The 14,975-nt window shown below is 61.5% G+C and carries 17 protein-coding genes; 4 read left to right on the plus strand and 13 right to left on the minus strand.

Annotated elements, in window-relative coordinates:
- Positions 1 to 9: 9 nt before the first annotated feature.
- Genes KVT38_RS18255 through KVT38_RS18280 form a run of 6 tightly spaced genes read right to left on the minus strand, consistent with a single transcriptional unit; the run spans position 10 to position 6,621 of the window.
- Positions 10 to 1,170, minus strand: a complete 1,161-nt coding sequence (locus KVT38_RS18255) for a GNAT family N-acetyltransferase (RefSeq protein ID WP_217595176.1) — start codon at positions 1,168 to 1,170, stop codon at positions 10 to 12.
- Positions 1,167 to 2,492 (minus strand): F390 synthetase-related protein, encoded by a 1,326-nt coding sequence (locus tag KVT38_RS18260; protein ID WP_217595177.1) that lies wholly within the window; start codon positions 2,490 to 2,492, stop codon positions 1,167 to 1,169. The genes KVT38_RS18255 and KVT38_RS18260 overlap by 4 nt, the downstream gene beginning before the upstream one ends.
- Positions 2,489 to 3,397, minus strand: a complete 909-nt coding sequence (locus KVT38_RS18265; RefSeq protein WP_217595178.1) for an MBL fold metallo-hydrolase — start codon at positions 3,395 to 3,397, stop codon at positions 2,489 to 2,491. Before KVT38_RS18265 ends, KVT38_RS18260 begins: the two co-directional genes overlap by 4 nt.
- Complete coding sequence (locus KVT38_RS18270) at positions 3,394 to 4,392, minus strand: NAD-dependent epimerase/dehydratase family protein (RefSeq protein ID WP_217595179.1); 999 nt, start codon at positions 4,390 to 4,392, stop codon at positions 3,394 to 3,396. The genes KVT38_RS18265 and KVT38_RS18270 overlap by 4 nt, the downstream gene beginning before the upstream one ends.
- A complete protein-coding gene (locus KVT38_RS18275) occupies positions 4,389 to 5,633 on the minus strand; it encodes an ATP-grasp domain-containing protein (protein WP_217595180.1) in 1,245 nt (414 codons plus the stop codon). The genes KVT38_RS18270 and KVT38_RS18275 overlap by 4 nt, the downstream gene beginning before the upstream one ends.
- Positions 5,623 to 6,621, minus strand: a complete 999-nt coding sequence (locus tag KVT38_RS18280; RefSeq protein ID WP_217595181.1) for a beta-ketoacyl-ACP synthase III — start codon at positions 6,619 to 6,621, stop codon at positions 5,623 to 5,625. Before KVT38_RS18280 ends, KVT38_RS18275 begins: the two co-directional genes overlap by 11 nt.
- Before the next feature lie 526 nt (positions 6,622 to 7,147).
- Here KVT38_RS18280 and KVT38_RS18285 point away from each other — a divergent pair.
- A complete protein-coding gene (locus KVT38_RS18285; protein WP_217595182.1) occupies positions 7,148 to 7,327 on the plus strand; it encodes a hypothetical protein in 180 nt (59 codons plus the stop codon).
- Positions 7,328 to 7,839: 512 nt separating this feature from the next.
- Here the strand turns inward: KVT38_RS18285 and KVT38_RS18290 are convergent.
- Together KVT38_RS18290 and KVT38_RS18295 are read right to left on the minus strand one after the other, a co-directional pair.
- Complete coding sequence (locus KVT38_RS18290; protein WP_217595183.1) at positions 7,840 to 8,448, minus strand: hypothetical protein; 609 nt, start codon at positions 8,446 to 8,448, stop codon at positions 7,840 to 7,842.
- A gap of 666 nt (positions 8,449 to 9,114) precedes the next feature.
- Positions 9,115 to 9,474 (minus strand): DoxX family protein, encoded by a 360-nt coding sequence (locus KVT38_RS18295; RefSeq protein WP_217595184.1) that lies wholly within the window; start codon positions 9,472 to 9,474, stop codon positions 9,115 to 9,117.
- A 171-nt stretch (positions 9,475 to 9,645) separates the two neighbouring features.
- Between KVT38_RS18295 and KVT38_RS18300 the strand changes: the two genes are divergently transcribed.
- Positions 9,646 to 10,233 carry a TetR/AcrR family transcriptional regulator gene (locus KVT38_RS18300; RefSeq protein WP_217595185.1) on the plus strand — a complete coding sequence of 196 codons (588 nt, stop codon included), beginning with the start codon at positions 9,646 to 9,648 and terminating at the stop codon, positions 10,231 to 10,233.
- Between the two features lie 33 nt (positions 10,234 to 10,266).
- Positions 10,267 to 10,974 (plus strand): GDSL-type esterase/lipase family protein, encoded by a 708-nt coding sequence (locus KVT38_RS18305; protein ID WP_217595186.1) that lies wholly within the window; start codon positions 10,267 to 10,269, stop codon positions 10,972 to 10,974.
- A 52-nt stretch (positions 10,975 to 11,026) separates the two neighbouring features.
- Here the strand turns inward: KVT38_RS18305 and KVT38_RS18310 are convergent, their stop codons facing one another.
- Together KVT38_RS18310 and KVT38_RS18315 are read right to left on the minus strand one after the other, a co-directional pair.
- Positions 11,027 to 11,431 carry an SRPBCC family protein gene (locus tag KVT38_RS18310; protein ID WP_217595187.1) on the minus strand — a complete coding sequence of 135 codons (405 nt, stop codon included), beginning with the start codon at positions 11,429 to 11,431 and terminating at the stop codon, positions 11,027 to 11,029.
- A gap of 34 nt (positions 11,432 to 11,465) precedes the next feature.
- The gene (locus KVT38_RS18315; RefSeq protein ID WP_217595188.1) at positions 11,466 to 12,461 is read right to left on the minus strand and encodes an acrylyl-CoA reductase family protein; all 996 of its coding nucleotides are present in this window, start codon (positions 12,459 to 12,461) and stop codon (positions 11,466 to 11,468) included.
- A gap of 105 nt (positions 12,462 to 12,566) precedes the next feature.
- On the opposite strand from KVT38_RS18315, the gene KVT38_RS18320 reads away from it, so the two are divergent.
- Entirely contained in the window at positions 12,567 to 13,463 is an 897-nt protein-coding gene (locus KVT38_RS18320; protein ID WP_217595189.1) for a LysR family transcriptional regulator, read from the plus strand.
- 61 nt (positions 13,464 to 13,524) lie between these two features.
- Here the strand turns inward: KVT38_RS18320 and KVT38_RS18325 are convergent, their stop codons facing one another.
- From KVT38_RS18325 to KVT38_RS18335, 3 genes are all read right to left on the minus strand, one after another.
- Positions 13,525 to 13,728, minus strand: a complete 204-nt coding sequence (locus tag KVT38_RS18325; RefSeq protein ID WP_217595190.1) for a zinc ribbon domain-containing protein — start codon at positions 13,726 to 13,728, stop codon at positions 13,525 to 13,527.
- Between the two features lie 74 nt (positions 13,729 to 13,802).
- Positions 13,803 to 14,576: an AAA family ATPase gene (locus KVT38_RS18330; protein ID WP_217595191.1), complete on the minus strand. Its 774-nt coding sequence runs from the start codon at positions 14,574 to 14,576 to the stop codon at positions 13,803 to 13,805.
- 52 nt (positions 14,577 to 14,628) lie between these two features.
- The gene (locus tag KVT38_RS18335; RefSeq protein ID WP_217595192.1) at positions 14,629 to 14,910 is read right to left on the minus strand and encodes a hypothetical protein; all 282 of its coding nucleotides are present in this window, start codon (positions 14,908 to 14,910) and stop codon (positions 14,629 to 14,631) included.
- Between the last annotated feature and the right edge of the window lie 65 nt (positions 14,911 to 14,975).

Consider the following 14,975-nt stretch of genomic DNA (forward strand, 5'->3'; position numbering starts at 1 on the left):
CGGACCCGACTATAGTTTGTATTTTTGCATCAGCGGTACGCCGATCTTCCCGAGCAGCCCTTCGAGCGCGGACCAGCTGCCTCTTCGCCATGCTGGCAGGTGCCGGTCGTACAGCACCGTGTACTCGATGTCGGCGAACGCGCCTCGATTGCGTTTGAACTGCGCCGCGCCCGAACTCTCGTGCAGCAGCAGGCTGCGGTCGCGAGCGATGCCGATCAGGAGGGCCGACAGCATCCGGTACAGGCCGTGCTCCTGCGGTCGCGAGGTGTCGTAGCCGAATAAGGGCGTCGTCATGGCGCCCTCCCGCGCGTAGAACCCGAGTATCGCCTCAAGTCTGCCTGTGGCGACGTCGCGGTAGCCGTGCAGCTCCAGCGTGCCTTCCGTCAGCGCCCGCTCGTAGAAACGCGCCGTAAACTGCGGATTGTGCAGCGAATATTTGTCCAAATACAGCATCTTGTACAGCTCCGCGATGCGCGGGAGGTCTGCCGCCACGATATCCGCGGGTCCCACCGCGACGTAGCCGTATCGATCAGCCAGCGCCCGGTCGCGCTTGAGCAACCAGCGGGCTTTGGCGTTTGCGAATTCGGGATCGTCCGTGCGCAGCAGATAAATCTGCCGGCTGGGCACGAGACGGCATCGCCGCCCGCGAAGCAAGGACATCTCGCGCGCGTTCAGCGTGGCGTTGAGCGAACGGAAGGCGAGGGCGTGGCCCGGAAACGCGCGAATCAGGCCGTCAAGCGCTGCCGACCATTGTTCGTCCGACAGTGCGGGGTACAGGTTGGTCGACAGCAGCCAGTTGTTGACGTGCACGACGCGGTTAAATCGCGTTGCCTTCAGCAAGCCGCCGATCCCGGTCAGCACCGCGGACAAGGCGGCGATGAGCGCGCGGTTGCGGAGCAGCGAGAGCTCTTGCTTGGCGTAGCTCACATAGTGCGTGTAGGGTGAACAGACGTAGGAGTTGGCGTACTCCGCGTCGTTAACGGTGACGGGCACGGGGATGCCGTCGACGCTCATGACGAGGAGGCGCGTGCGCACGTTGCCAACGAACCCTTCGCTGCTCTCTTTCATGACGGGGACCAGATAGCTTTTCGCATACCGCCCGTATGCCGTGTCCGGCCAGGGACATGCTTCGATATTCGTGCTGTCGTGAAAAACGACCGATACGCTCACGGTGCGTACCTCCGTTCGACGCGGCGAAGCTTCCGGTCGCCGGGCGTGCGAGCATAGGAGGTAAAAGAGAGCGCGGGGGCGATGCAGCCAAGGCGTTCGCACAGGGCTTCGACCGCCTGTCGGATCCGGGACTCGGCCGCTTGGCGCAGGTCGTTGTCTCGCAGGTCGAACTCGACCGTCCATCGATCCGGCGCCGTCTGCACGACCCGATACTGCTCGATGTCGCCAGACGCGCCGATGATCGCCCGGGCCACGAAGTCGGGATAGACGGGGACGGGCGCCGCGCCATACAGCAAAGCCGAGGCGTAGAAAATGTCGTCGCATCGTCCCTCGATCCGCTCGATGGCGGTAAAGGGCGAGCCGCAGGGGCAGGGCGACGCACGCTCGACGAGCAGGTCGTTCAGCCGATAGCGGACGATCGGCTGCGTCCGGCGCGAGAAGTCGGTGACGATCGGCACGAACGTACCGGGCTTGCCGGGCACGTAGTCCTTTTCGATATAGACGAGATCTTCGTTCAGATGCAGCGTGCCGTGCGCGCAGGTGCACCCAAGGAAGCCTTCGGTGCATTGATACACCTGATGCACGGTCTGGCCGAAGGCCCGTTCGATCGCGGCGCGGTCCAACGGGTCGAGCACCTCGGCGGCGGCGACGATGCGACGGGGGTGAACGTCGAGGCTGCCCGAGCGCGCCGCGTCCGCCAGCATGCGCAGCATGGACGGCGGCGCCGCGATCAGGTCCGGCTGTTCCCGGCCGAGCCGTTCGATGTGCGCGTCTAAGGGATCGAGCAGATCATAAAAGCCGAACGACAACCGCCGGCCTCCGACGGACGCATACAGATTGCTGTTGGCGCGCAGGAAGAAGGCGATCTTGAAGCGGCTGAGCGGCGACACCGGCAACAGCTTGCCGAGCACCGTGCCGGCCCAGGCCGCCTGCTCTTCGCGGCTGACGAGGAATAGACCGCGGTTGCCGGAGGTGCCCGACGACAGGCCGACCGTCATGCCGCGCAGCGCGGGCGTGAAGTTGCGAGAACGCTCTGCCGCCTCCGCGACGGCGAACGCCTCGGCTTTGGCGATGCCGACAGTGTTCAGTCGGTCGAAGCCGGCCATCATGGCGGTCTTGTCGATCTCGGGAAACGCGCGCCAATCCGCATCGGAGACGCCTTCCCACAGCTCGCGATAGAACGGCGACTCGCGTCGCACGCGGGCGACGTGACGCAGCACGCGCGCCTCGCGCCAGCTGTCGAATGCCGCGCGATCCCGCCAGCGGCGGGCGCCGCGCCGGGCAAGCAGGTAGTGGAGGATGAAGCTGGCGGCTTTTTTCATCGCATAGGCACCTCCCGTTCGTCGATGGGAAAAAATTCGCGGCAGTGGCTTGGCACGATGACGAGCGCCGGGTCCGCGGCTTGCCAGCGCCGCAGCAGCGCGAAGCTGTCGCGATACGCCCGCCGGTCGTCCATGACGATGCCGGCGGCAGGATGCGGCGGGCGGTTCTCGCGCAGCGCCCGGCTGGACCAAGCGGCGTCGGCGCACAGCAGATAACGCGTCGGGCCGCCAGCGAGAGACAGGGCTGCGGTCTTCGGCGTCGGCCCGTCAGAAGCATGAAGCAGCAGACCGATCTGGCCCGCGGCATGCCCGGGAAGGCTGACGGCGATCAGGCTGCCGTCGGCCAGTAGGTCCCAGCCGCCTGTCAGCGGCGAAGACCCCGGTAGCGGCGTCCATGCGGCCCGCTCGATGGGCGTCGCCAGGTCCGCGAAGCCGTCCGGCAGCAGGCCCGGGAGAAATCCCGCGCGCGTCGACCGCACCGGACCGAGCCGGCGCAGCGGCGCATAGGCGGCTTCGGGATACAGGAACCGCGCGTTCGGGAAATCCCGCGCGCCGCCGATATGGTCCGCATGGAAGTGCGACAGGATGACGGTGCCGACCTCTTCCGCGCGGATGCTCAGCCTCGCCAATTGACGCACGGCGGCGTCCTCTTCCCGGTAGCGGACCGGCGTGAGCCGACGATACAACGAGAAAGGAAGCCGCTGCGTCAGCGCTTCGAAACGGGCGGAATAGCCGGTATCGAACAGGATCCAGCCTTGGGCGGGATGGCGGATCAGCGCGAACCCGGCCGGATACGCCGCGGTGCGAAGCGAACCGCCCCGGATCGTTACGAACTCGGGGTGCACGCAGTAGCCTGCCGCCATCAGCTTCAGCTCGACCGGCACGATGTCTGTGAATGCGCTCATCGGCTCTCCCTCCACCAGGCGGCAAATCGCTGCAGCCCCTCGTCGATGCTCACGCGGGGCTCGTACCCGAGCGTCCGGCGCGCGGCCGAGATGTCGAGCGTCTGGCTGTACGCGAGCAAGGCGACGGTATAGCGCGTGAAGGGCGGCTCCGCGCCGAGAAACGGCAGGAGCCGGTAGGCGCGCTCCATCAAAGATCCAGCGGCCAGCGCCGCGCGCAGCGGGACCGCCCGGGTACGAAGCGGCTGCTCCAGCAGCGCAAACAGGCGTCGCAGCAGGTCGATGAGCGGGACGGGCTCGCCGTTCGAAATGTTAAAAATCTGCCCGGCCGCCGCGGCAGGCGCGAGGCAAGCAGCCTCCAGCGCGTCTACTACGTTGTCCGCGTAGGTCAGGTCGAGCAGCGCTTGCCCGCCGCCGATCAGCGGGATGCCGCGACGTTCGTTCACCCGCATGAGCCGCGGGAATAGCGAGCCGTCCTCGGGTCCGAAGATGGCTCTCGGACGCAGGATGACCGCATCCAGCCCCCGGCTTGTCGCGTTCAGCACGATGCGCTCCGCGATCAGCTTAGTCGCCGCGTAAGCGTTGACGGGCCGCTGCGGTAGCGCCGCCGTTTCCTTCACGTTCAGCCGATCGCGGTAGTCGAAGTACACGCTCGGCGTGGATACGTGCACGAGCCTGCGGACGCCGTGGCGAAGGCAGCCGGCGACGACATGCGCGGTGCCGGCGACGTTGGCCTTCTCGAAGTCCCGGTATCGGCCCCATGGCGAAGACAGCGCCGCGCAATGGACGACATAGTCCTGGCCCGCGCACGCTTCGGCCATCTCCTCGGGCTGCGTGCCGATATCGATCCGGCGGAAAGCAATGCCGGCCGCCTCCAACCGCCGGCCGGCTTCGGCGTTGCGTCCGACGCCGGTCACGGTCCAGCCTGCCTCCGCGAGACGCAGCGCAGTCGCCCTTCCTAGAGAGCCGGTCGCGCCGGTTATTAACGCTCTGGTCATCGTTCACCATTCCATTCGATATCGATCGTCGACGCTTCCTGGAGCGTCACGCCTTGCCTTTTCGCAGTCCGCCGGAGCCAGCCCAGCAGCCGCAGCTGCTCCAACGCCGGGCCGGCGTCCCCGCGCCGGTACACCGCGTCCCTGCTGCCCGCGAAGGCACGCGCCCACTCGCGTACCCCGCGCTCGCGAAATGCCTGCACGAGCCCGTAGGTCAGCATCGCGGGGGACAGCATGGCGCCTGCACCCGGCACGGGCGTCGCTACGGACCCGCTCGCGGCGAGCCGCGCAGGCGAGAGGAGTGCTTCCGCCAGGCCGTCCGCCGGGCCGAACAGATGGATGCCGCTCGTGGCGCGCGGATTGCATTCGAGCGGGTAAATCGCGCCGCTTGGCTCCGCCATGAAGTCGAACGCGATCTGTCCCGTGAAGCGCGTATGGCGGACGAACCGCGCGACCCAATCCGCCAGCGCCGGCTGCGCTTCGGCCGCAAAGTGAATGCTGGCGCCCCGCCCGGCGCGGAAGCGGCTGCGGTACGCGGCGAACGCGACGAGCGTACCGTCGTGCGCGACGCCGTACGTGCACCATTCCTCGCCGCGCAGCAGCTTCTGCGCGATCCAGGGGCGCGCGGGCGATACGCCGCCGCCGCCGGCTTCGGCCAGCTTGCGGAGGACCGCTTCCCTGACCGAAGGGGATAAGCGCCCCTCGCGCGGCTCGACCGCGATGACGCGCGACGCGAAGCGCGAATACGCGGGCTTCAGCACGAGCCCGTGCGCGAACGCGTCGTCCGTCAGCAGCGGCAGCCAGCCGTCGTCCGCCTCAAAGACGACCGTCGGCGGGACGGGAAGTCCGGCCGCCTCGGCTAGCAGGATAAACGCGCCTTTGTGATGCAGGCGCTCAAGCGCATCCAGCGGCGCGGCGAGCACCTCGCACAGCCCTTCGAACCGGCCCAGTTCCCGCGAGAGATGGAAAATCTCCTCGCACGTCGGAACGATCGCGTCGATGCGGCATTCGTCCGCGATTCGAGCCAGCGCCGCCGCGAAGCCGGACGGATCGAACGCCGGCGCCGGCACGATAAAGCTGCGCTCGACCGCGCGCGAAGCCCGGCAGAGATGATAGGGCGCGCTCTCGGCCGCGAACACCGTATGACCGGCCGCCCGGAGCAGCCGGGCGAGCTCCAGCGCGGTGGGCGCTCTGCCGCCGGTGAGCAGGACGCGCTTGCCGCCGGCCCCCGGCTCAGTAATCAAGCACGAGCCCTCCGAGCGTCAGTCCCGCGGCCGTGCCGATCAGGAGCACCCGGTCGCCCCGGACGATGCGGCCCGCGCGGATCGCCTCGTGCAGACCCATCGGGATCGAGGCCGCAATCGTGTTGCCGTGATCGGGCGTGATATAGACGAGCTGCGACTCCGCGATGCCCAGCTTCTTGCGCAGCAGCCGCACCGCCATTGCGCTGCCCTGATGGGGCACGACAGCCTTGAAGTCGGACATGCGCGAGCCGGTCGCGCGCAGCAGGTCGTCCGCGAAGTCGGGCAGCAGCCGCGCGGCCATCTTGAAGATCGCGGGGCCGTCCATGCGGAACAGGTAATCGTCCGGCTCCGCGGGCAGCGGTCCGCGCGGATGGCGCCGCGAGCCGCCGGCGCGGATCTCCGAAAAGGTGGCGCCGTCCGCATACGTCCGGAGGGACGCGCCGACGACGGCGGACCGTTCCCCTTCCCCGGCGGGACCCAGGACGACGGCTGCCGCGCCGTCGCCGAACAGCGCAGCGCTCTCCTTGTGCCGCCAGTCCAGCCCGAGCGACGCGATCTCGGTCGACACGATGAGTACGCGACGGTAGCGGCCGGCCGCGATCATGCACGACATGACGTCCAGCGCATTGAGGAAGCTGAGACAGGTCGCGTCGATATCGAAGGCGGGCACGCCGGAGCGCTCCTGGCCCATCGCCTGCTGAATGTAGACGGCGGTGCAAGGTAGCGCCTGCTCCCGTGTGCCGCTGGCGCATACCAGGCAGTCCATATCGGAAAAACGCAGCCCCGCGTCGTCCAGCGCTGCATAGGCAGCCTTCGCGCCCATCCCGGACGCGGTCTCTCCGTCCGCGAAGTATCGGACGGCGACGTCCGTCGTCTTGCGCGTCCACCCGCGGGCGACGCCGAGCCGTTCGTCCATTTCTGCGTCCGTGACGGGACGGCCGGGCAAGTATTTGCCGCTACCGTATATTTTGACTTTGCGCATCGTCATGTCGTGTTGCTCCTTTCGGACTGGCGCTTGCGTTGTTACGTCCATTGTGCCGGATCGCGCGCGGACCCGGTAGTACTAACTATTCATGGTACCATCGTTTTCGGGGGACAGCGCTTAAATTTTGACAAAATTCTCGACATGCAGCGTATACGCGCCATTCATCGAGTTGACGCGGCAGTACCCGGAGCTCCTACGCGTGCGGATCAGCGCTCAGGACGTCCTTCTGGACGGCGAAGCTGCCGTCGTGAATCCGGATGACTGATCCTCGAATTCGAACGTCATGGCGCCGATTTAAAATGACGAACGATGCTCGAATCCACGCCGTGGTCGTCAGGCAGCCGGTCCATTATTTCGTATTCGACGTGCTGCGCGATGACGGCGAGGACGTGCGCTCCCGTTTACCCAACGGAAGTAGCTGCTGGACGACATCCTGGAGAGTAACACGCAGTACAGCCGCGTCATCCGCGTCGACGGCACCGGCAAAGGGCTCTTCGATCGGATCCAGAAGCGAGGACTCGAGGGAATCGTGGCCAAGCGGAAAGACAGCGCCTATGGCAGCCGGTATGCGGAGATCGCGACCGCAGGCTATCGGAAGGACCAGTTTGGGTGGATCGCCCATCACGCTGGGCACCCGGCCGGTATTATCGAACCGGCCGGTCCGGCCGCGCACAAAAAGGCCTTCTACGGCGTCGCGAAAAGATCGTGACCGGAGAAGACTGGAATTTCGTATACGTGGAGCAAGGCGAAGGTCCGCTTCCGTAACTGGACGAAAGCCGGCATTTTACGGACCACGGAATTCGTGGAATTCATAGTTTAAAACGAAAAAGCTACCGTGGGGATCACCCAGGTAGCTTCTTCATATACCGCGCGATTAGAATTCCGCGTAGTTCATCGTTAGGATGCTGTTTGCCTTCATGTATTTGTACATTCTGGCTAGCTTAAGATCAACCGAACCATTCCGCACCACAGTTTCACCAGTCGGAGAGGGCTGCGACAAGGCTAAATGTGGGACGCCTACGATCCGGAATTTACCCAATCGAACGTCCAGGGTGATTTCGGTCTCCACGGCTCTCGACTTCCTCTCCATGGTAGCACTCATCGTTCCAACCTCCTTATTTTATGATGCATTGTTACGTCATTATACAACAGGGCGCTATTTTCCGCTACTGTCCGTTAATGACCGGTCATTAACGCTGTTGTCCGTCGGAGTCCGGTGCGTCACTTCCTCTTGCCGTTCCGTTTTGCTCGTTCAACAGCTTCTAGCCGCGCTTTCTGAAGCTTTTCCGTCATTGAAGGGTTCAGCGTTCCTAAGGCGTAGGCCGCCGGCGTGGGCTCGTCCGTAATGACCGTGACAACGACCATGGGGCCATCGAACACAATGGCCATTGTGCACGCCTTACCATCATAGTCCCCGTTGAAGCTATAGCTTAAACCTTCGAACCCGCGCCAGTCCGCGTTCTCCCCGAGCTCCTGAGAGCGAATGAGCAGATCAGCGAGGCCTATAAGCGTGTCGGGATCCGGGAAAATGTCCTTGTCGATCCTCGACGCTATCCGCTCTTTGGAATGGTGACTGAACCGAATTAAGTCTGCTTCGATCAAACTCTCGCCAGTATGTCCGTTCACCATTCGGTTCTTATATTCAAGTACGGCCTGTTTTTGCTTCTCTGTCAGCAGGATCCGAACGCCCTTCGTTGACGGCTTCCGCCATTGCGCTTGCGTTTTGGTCTCTGCTCGCTCGATGATCTGCTGCAGCTGAGCAGTTTCGAGTTGGATCACATCATCGAACTCGATGAGTGTATCCTTAAGCTGGACTTTAACAACAGCCACGACACTACCTCCTGCAATTAATATTAAGTGAGTGCTCCTTTACGTCCGCCGGTTGCAGGATCCAGCGCCCGTATGATCTTCTCCCCGCCTAAATGAATATACAAATCCGCCGCCTCCTCCTCGCAGCCGTATCGATTGCGCTGTACGAGTGGCACGACCCGAAGCAGTTATGATCGCCTCGCCGCCCAAATGGATGTACAATTGCGTCGCCTCCCGACTGCGTGTTCCGTCCTGATTACTGCAGCATTGCTATTATATAGCACGCATGTCTATTTTGTCGTGTCGTGGCTGGTATTGATAATAATGTGAATGTCAGCAACGCTGTGTTCGTTAGTTCTCAACCTTCAACGCGTGGGGCGGAGGGAAGGCGAGCGAGCATTCGGAGTGTCGGCGGGAAGGTAGGGAGGGGCTTGCGCCGTGCTGGAGCTTCGAATGTTTTGCGGGTCAAAAACTGCCATTTGTATCTTTCCTGCTCGCAAGGGTAGACAACGGCGAAATAAGATGTATATTTGCAGACTTTACGGCGAAGGAAAGGGGCGGGCGACGATCGGACGGCTCATCGGAACGGCTGTCGGATGAGCCATCGATAGACATTTCGCATCGCCGCCAAACCTAAATAGACCGTCAGGGCGATACTCCCTGACGGTTTTCTTAACTTCCATAAGCTTAGTTCGGGAAGTCGCCCAGGTCCGAGCCGACCAGCGCGGCGAGCACGATGGCGAGGATGGCCAGCACAAGCGCAGGCGCGGCCGCGCTGAATTTGTCCTTGGCGCGCAGGTGGAAGGCGACGGCGCCGAGCATGATGACGCCGATGAGGACGGCGCCCCAGGCGGCCCAGCTGTCGCGCCAGAAGCCGACGACGAGACCGGCGACGCCGACCAGCTGCAGCAGCCCGGTCACCACGCGAAACCATTGCGGCAGCCCCAATTTGCCGAAATTTTCAACCTGCATCTTGATCCCCGCGACCTTGCCGAGTCCGGAGACGGCGAACGCCAATGCCAGTAGGATTTGAAGAACGAGAACCATGACAGCTTATCCCCTCTCTTGTGATTGCGCTTATGCAACAACTGTTGCTTTAGGTATGATAAGATAACGGTAACCAGCCGACAACCGTCAAGTTGACGCAGAATATCGCTTAAGCAACAAAAAGGCCGCATTGTCTTGAAAGTGGACGAATCGGCGAAGGGGGAAAGAGAGATGGAGGAGACCCGGACGGACCCGCGCGTTCTGCGCACGCGGCAGCTCATACTGGATGCGTTCTATGCCTTGGTCCCCAACAAGGATATCAAGGACATTACGATCGGGGACATCACGAAGCGGGCGACGATCAATCGCGCGACCTTTTACGCCCATTACGCGGACAAATACGAGCTGATGGAAGATGCGCTCTCGCAAATGTTCAAAGAAAGCTTGATGCAGAAGCTGTCCTGCCACGCGGAGCTGAACCGGGAGACGCTGAGAGGCATTATCGTGACGCTGTGCGAGTTTCACGAGAATTTCAGCAGGCAGTGCGAGCGAAGCTACGAGGCTATGAGCCCCTATATCGAGAACAAGCTGATCACGCTTTTAAAGGGCGTATTCCAACAGCTGCTGATTCAAAAAGCGTACCTGGACGACGCGGAGGCGCAGAAGATGTCCGCCATGCTCAGCTGGATCGCGTACGGCCTAACGAGGGATTGGAAGGCGGAGGGCCGAAAAGTACCGCCCGAGCGGCTGGCCGAGCAGGCTTGCGCGACGTTGTCCGCGGCGATGCGGGAGATCGACGGGATCGGGCTCTCGGTCTGAGAGGCGAGGACACGAATAAACGGAGGAGAGACGATGACGAACGAGCGCAAAACGGTGAACACGGCGGTCATCCCGGCGTCCAAGCTCGAAGAAGACAGCTACGATTGGTGGGCGCGGCACGAGCAAGTACTGAACGAGCAGGCGGCGATCGATCCGGAGGTCGTCCTGATCGGCGACTCGATCACGCATTTCTGGGGAGGAGAGCCTTGGTCGGAAAATGTGCACGGGAGCCGGGCGGCCTGGAATTCAGTGTTCGCTCCTTATCGGGTGCTCAATATGGGGTTCGGCTGGGACCGTACGCAGAACGTGCTGTGGCGGCTCGATCACGGACAGCTGGACGGACTTCGCCCGCAGACGGTCGTCATCCTGATCGGGACGAACAATACGAGCGAGACGGAAAATGCGCGGGCGAACAGCCCGGAGGAGATCGCCGAAGGACTGCGCGCGATCTGCGACCGCGTGGAGGCCAAGGTGCCCGGCGTGAAGATCGTCGTTATGGCGGTGTTCCCGCGCGAGCATGAGCCGGACCATCCCAGGCGCAGGACGATTGCCGAGATCAACGAGCGGTACGCGACGATCGCGCGGGAGCGCGGGTACGCGTTCGTCGACATCGGCCCGCAGCTGCTCGAAGTCGACGGCACGCTGTCGCAGGAGAACGCGCCGGACTACTGCCACCTGACGGAACGGGGCTACAGGCATTGGGCGGAAGCGCTGCGTCCGCTGCTGCCGCAGCGTCCATAGCCAAAACGGCAGCCCGGAGCTTGAATAAGGTCCCGGACTGCCGCTGTTTGGTTCAATTGGCGTTCTCGATTGTTTGTTTGATTACGGCGGACACCCGGTCTACCTGCGCTTGAATTTGCGGCGCCAGCGCCTCGGGCAGAAAGTCGGTTACCCAGACGAGCATGCTGCCCCTACCGCTGTCAGGGAATACTTGAAACGACGCATGGTGATGAAGAAGCGGCATTCGTCCTTCTTTTACGGCGAATACCATGCGGCGCTCTCCTTCATCGACGGCCACGATCAGCTCGCGCACCGAGCCGCCATCCGGCAGGGTAAGCGTTCGTTCGTATCCGTCCAGCAGCGTATTTTCGGTATAGCCCGGCACGAGACGAACATGGAATGCCCCTACGTCTCTTACTGCATCCCACACCTGCTCGGGCGATCGATCCACGTATATTTCCTTTCTAATCGACGGCATCTGGCAATCTCCTCCTTGCGTTCCCGGATACGGATCAGGACAGCGCGACAACCGACCTACCGCGCATGCGTCCTTGCAGCACTTGCGCGATCGCGGCGGGAAGTTCGGACAACGGGATCTCGTGCACGATCGCGTCCAGAAGCGCGCCGTCCGGCTGCCATTCGGCGGCGATCCGGTCCCACACCGTGCGGCGCACGTCCATCGGGCACAACACCGAGTCGATGCCGATCAGGTTAACGCCGCGAAGAATAAAGGGGTAGACCGTGGAAGCCAGCTCCGTTCCGCCCGTGAAGCCGCTAAGCGTGACCGAGCCGCCGTAACGGACCGCGTTCAAAACGTGCGTCAGGAAAGGTCCGCCGACCGGATCGACCGCACCGGCCCACCGCTCGCGGCTTAGCGACTTCCCTTCCGGCGCCTCCAGCTCCGAGGGCGAGATCGTCTCCTGTGCGCCGATGCTTTTTAAGTATTCGATCTCCGCGCTCTTGCGGGTGCTGGCCGTCACCTCGTAGCCGGACTTCGCCAGCATCGAGACGGCCCAGCTGCCGACGCCTCCCGTAGCCCCGCTCACCAGGACAGGACCTTGGCCAGGCTTCAGGCCGTTCTGTTCCATGCGGTGGATGGACAAGGCGGCCGTGAATCCGGCGGTGCCGAGAGCCATCGCGGCTTTGGCAGTCAGACCGGACGGCATAGGGACGACCCACGACGCAGGGACGCGCGCGAGCTCGCTAAACCCGCCGGGATGAGACGCCCCGAGCCCGTATCCGGTTACGAGCACCTCATCCCCTTCCTTAAACGAACGATCGGACGAGGCAAGTACCGTGCCGGCCAAGTCGATGCCGGGAACATGCGGGTAATGGCTGACGATTCCGGTTCCCGGGATCGTCGTGAGTCCGTCCTTGTAGTTGACGCTCGAGTAGGCGACCCGAATCGTCACCTCCCCTTCGGGAAGATCGTCTACGGAATAGTCGCGGATCTCCGGCTGCAGCTTCGAATCCTTCCAATCCACCGTTAACGCTCGATAAACTTCCATTTCGCAAGTCTCCTTTCTTTCCTCCATCTTAAGCTTGCCTCGCTCATGCGTCTAATTTATAATTCTCATTAAATTAATGACATTTTGTAATCAGTCGAAAGGTTGATGGAATTGGAATGGCAGCAGATCGAATATTTCATCGCAGTAGCGAAGATGCAGCATATGACGAATGCGGCAAGTCGGCTGTCCGTCACGCAGCCTGCGTTAAGCCGTTCCATCGCCGCGCTGGAGAAGGAAGTGGGCGTGGAGCTGTTCGAACGCCGCGGACGCAATTTGGCGCTTAATCGCTACGGTCAGCTTTTCTTGGAGCGGGCGCAGAACGCCTTGATGGAGATCGAGAAGGCCAAGCAAGAGATCGCGAATCAAATCAACCCGTGGTCGGGCGTCCTATCGCTTTGTTTTCCCCATATTCTTGGTGCTGAGTTGTTCCCCACGATGCTAGGCGCTTTCCGTGAGCGATACGCGGACATACGCTTCGAACTGAATCAATGCTCGCTTGCCGAGCTGAACGTGAGAATTCTGAACAACGACTGCGACTTTGGGATTACGACGAGGGAATCCGTGAACGATGAATTTCAATGGCAGTTGATCGGCAAGTCCGCGCTCTATCTGGCGGTCCCCCTGCATCACCCCTGGGCGGACAAAAAAAGCATCCGGCTGGAAGAGCTCGGCGGGCAAGCGTATATCGGATTAAAGCCTTCCTGCGCATTAAGCTATACGGTGGAAGAGCTGCTGGCGGGTGCCGGTGTCGAACCGAATACCCTGTATCGCGCGGATGAATTGGATATGGTCGCAGGCTTGGTATCGGCGGGTTTCGGCGTCTCCTTGCTGCCGAAGACGCTGGGCGTCGGCAATTATCCGATGGCTTGGGTGCAATTGAACGATCCCGCAAGCCAGCTGACAGTGGGCCTCGTGTGGAAGAAGAACCGGCAGTTGACGCCGGTGTGCGAGGTTTTTCTCGATTTCATTCGGGAGAGGTATCGATCGGGAACTGCGGAGTAAACCGTAGACTAAACACGAAGAAGCTGCCAGGCAGGCTGGCAGCTTTGTCATGCAAGACGGCTCAACCGAAGAACAAATCCAAAATGTTCGAGCCGGCCGACGATTGCTTGTTATAAAATTCGGAATAGCCGCAGTTCGCGCAGTAGACGACAACGAACTGGTTGTGCTGAATGTCGAACATTTTCGAGAGCCCCGTTCCGGTCATCGCCACTTCCTTCGTCCTCGCGTCCTGGCTGCCGCATTTGATGCATCCTTTGTCGCTCATCGGACTCCCTCCAAGCCTTTTGGTTTGCCTCTATTATACCCTTTGCGGGCGGGCGTTGCTCTTGCGACAGCGTCTCAATCCCCGTTCCCGCGCGCCTCTCCGAACAATTCCCCGAGCATCTTATCCTTATTGTTTAAGAACTCCTTCATGATCACAAAATGATCCGTGTCCTCCAGCGCCTGAACCTCGATGCCGTCGGGCGTCAGATTGTAAATGATTGAATCCGGATACGCCATCACGATCGGGGAATGGGTCGCGATAATGAATTGGGAGTTCTTCGACACAAGCTCATGAATACGCGTCAGCATCGCCATCTGTCGAAGCGGAGACAGGGCCGCCTCAGGCTCGTCCAGGATGTACAGCCCGTTTCCTCCGAACCGATGAACGAAGGTGGCGAAGAACGACTCCCCGTGCGACTGCTCATGCAAGGACTTGCCGCCGTACGAATCTTTGATGGGCGGACCGTACGAAGGCTCGCTGTCCAGCTCGTCGATCGTCGTGGCGAGATTGTAGTAGCTCTCGGCGCGAAAGAAGAAGCCGTCCTTCGGGCGCCGCGGACTTTTGACCAATTGAATGTAGTCGAACAGGCTCGAATGGGTCGCTCGGGTCGAGAAAGAGAAGTTCATCGTCCCGCCCTCCGGGTTGAATCCCCAAGCGACGGCGATAGACTCCATCAAGGTCGATTTGCCCATGCCGTTTTCGCCTACGATATAGGTGACCTTGGGGTGGAAATCAAGCGTATCCAGACTCCGGATAACCGGCAGATTGAATGGATACTGGTTAAAGGCAGGGATTTGCTGCCTTCTCAGCTGAACTTGCCGTAAATAGGAGGAGGACGCGAAGTTCACTGGGGTTCACTCCATTCAGCGATCAAAGGGTGATCGTAATCCTGTTCGCTTGTTACCGCTCTTGATAAGTCATCTCCGAGCCGACTATATGGAAGCCGCTTTCATCATGCGTAATCACCTTGATGAAGCTGCTATTGGCGTCGATAATCCATACGGTGTCTTTATCTATTTGAACCGTAGAAATAGCTGGAGGCACGGGTTGACCGGGTATGCCTTGAACCGACACCGAGCTGCTGTGATAGCTAAGAGGAACAACGACTTTATTAACCGCCCAGACCGTTAGAACGGTCACCCATATCATTATAATTAGAGCAAAAACATTTTTCTGCGTCATTACTTCTCACCTCGTAGTATAGTTGGTAATCCTGTACAGCGATCACCCTAATACTACCATATGTG

This window comes from Cohnella sp. GbtcB17, from assembly GCF_019091135.1.
Classification (GTDB): Bacteria; Bacillota; Bacilli; order Paenibacillales; family Paenibacillaceae; genus Cohnella.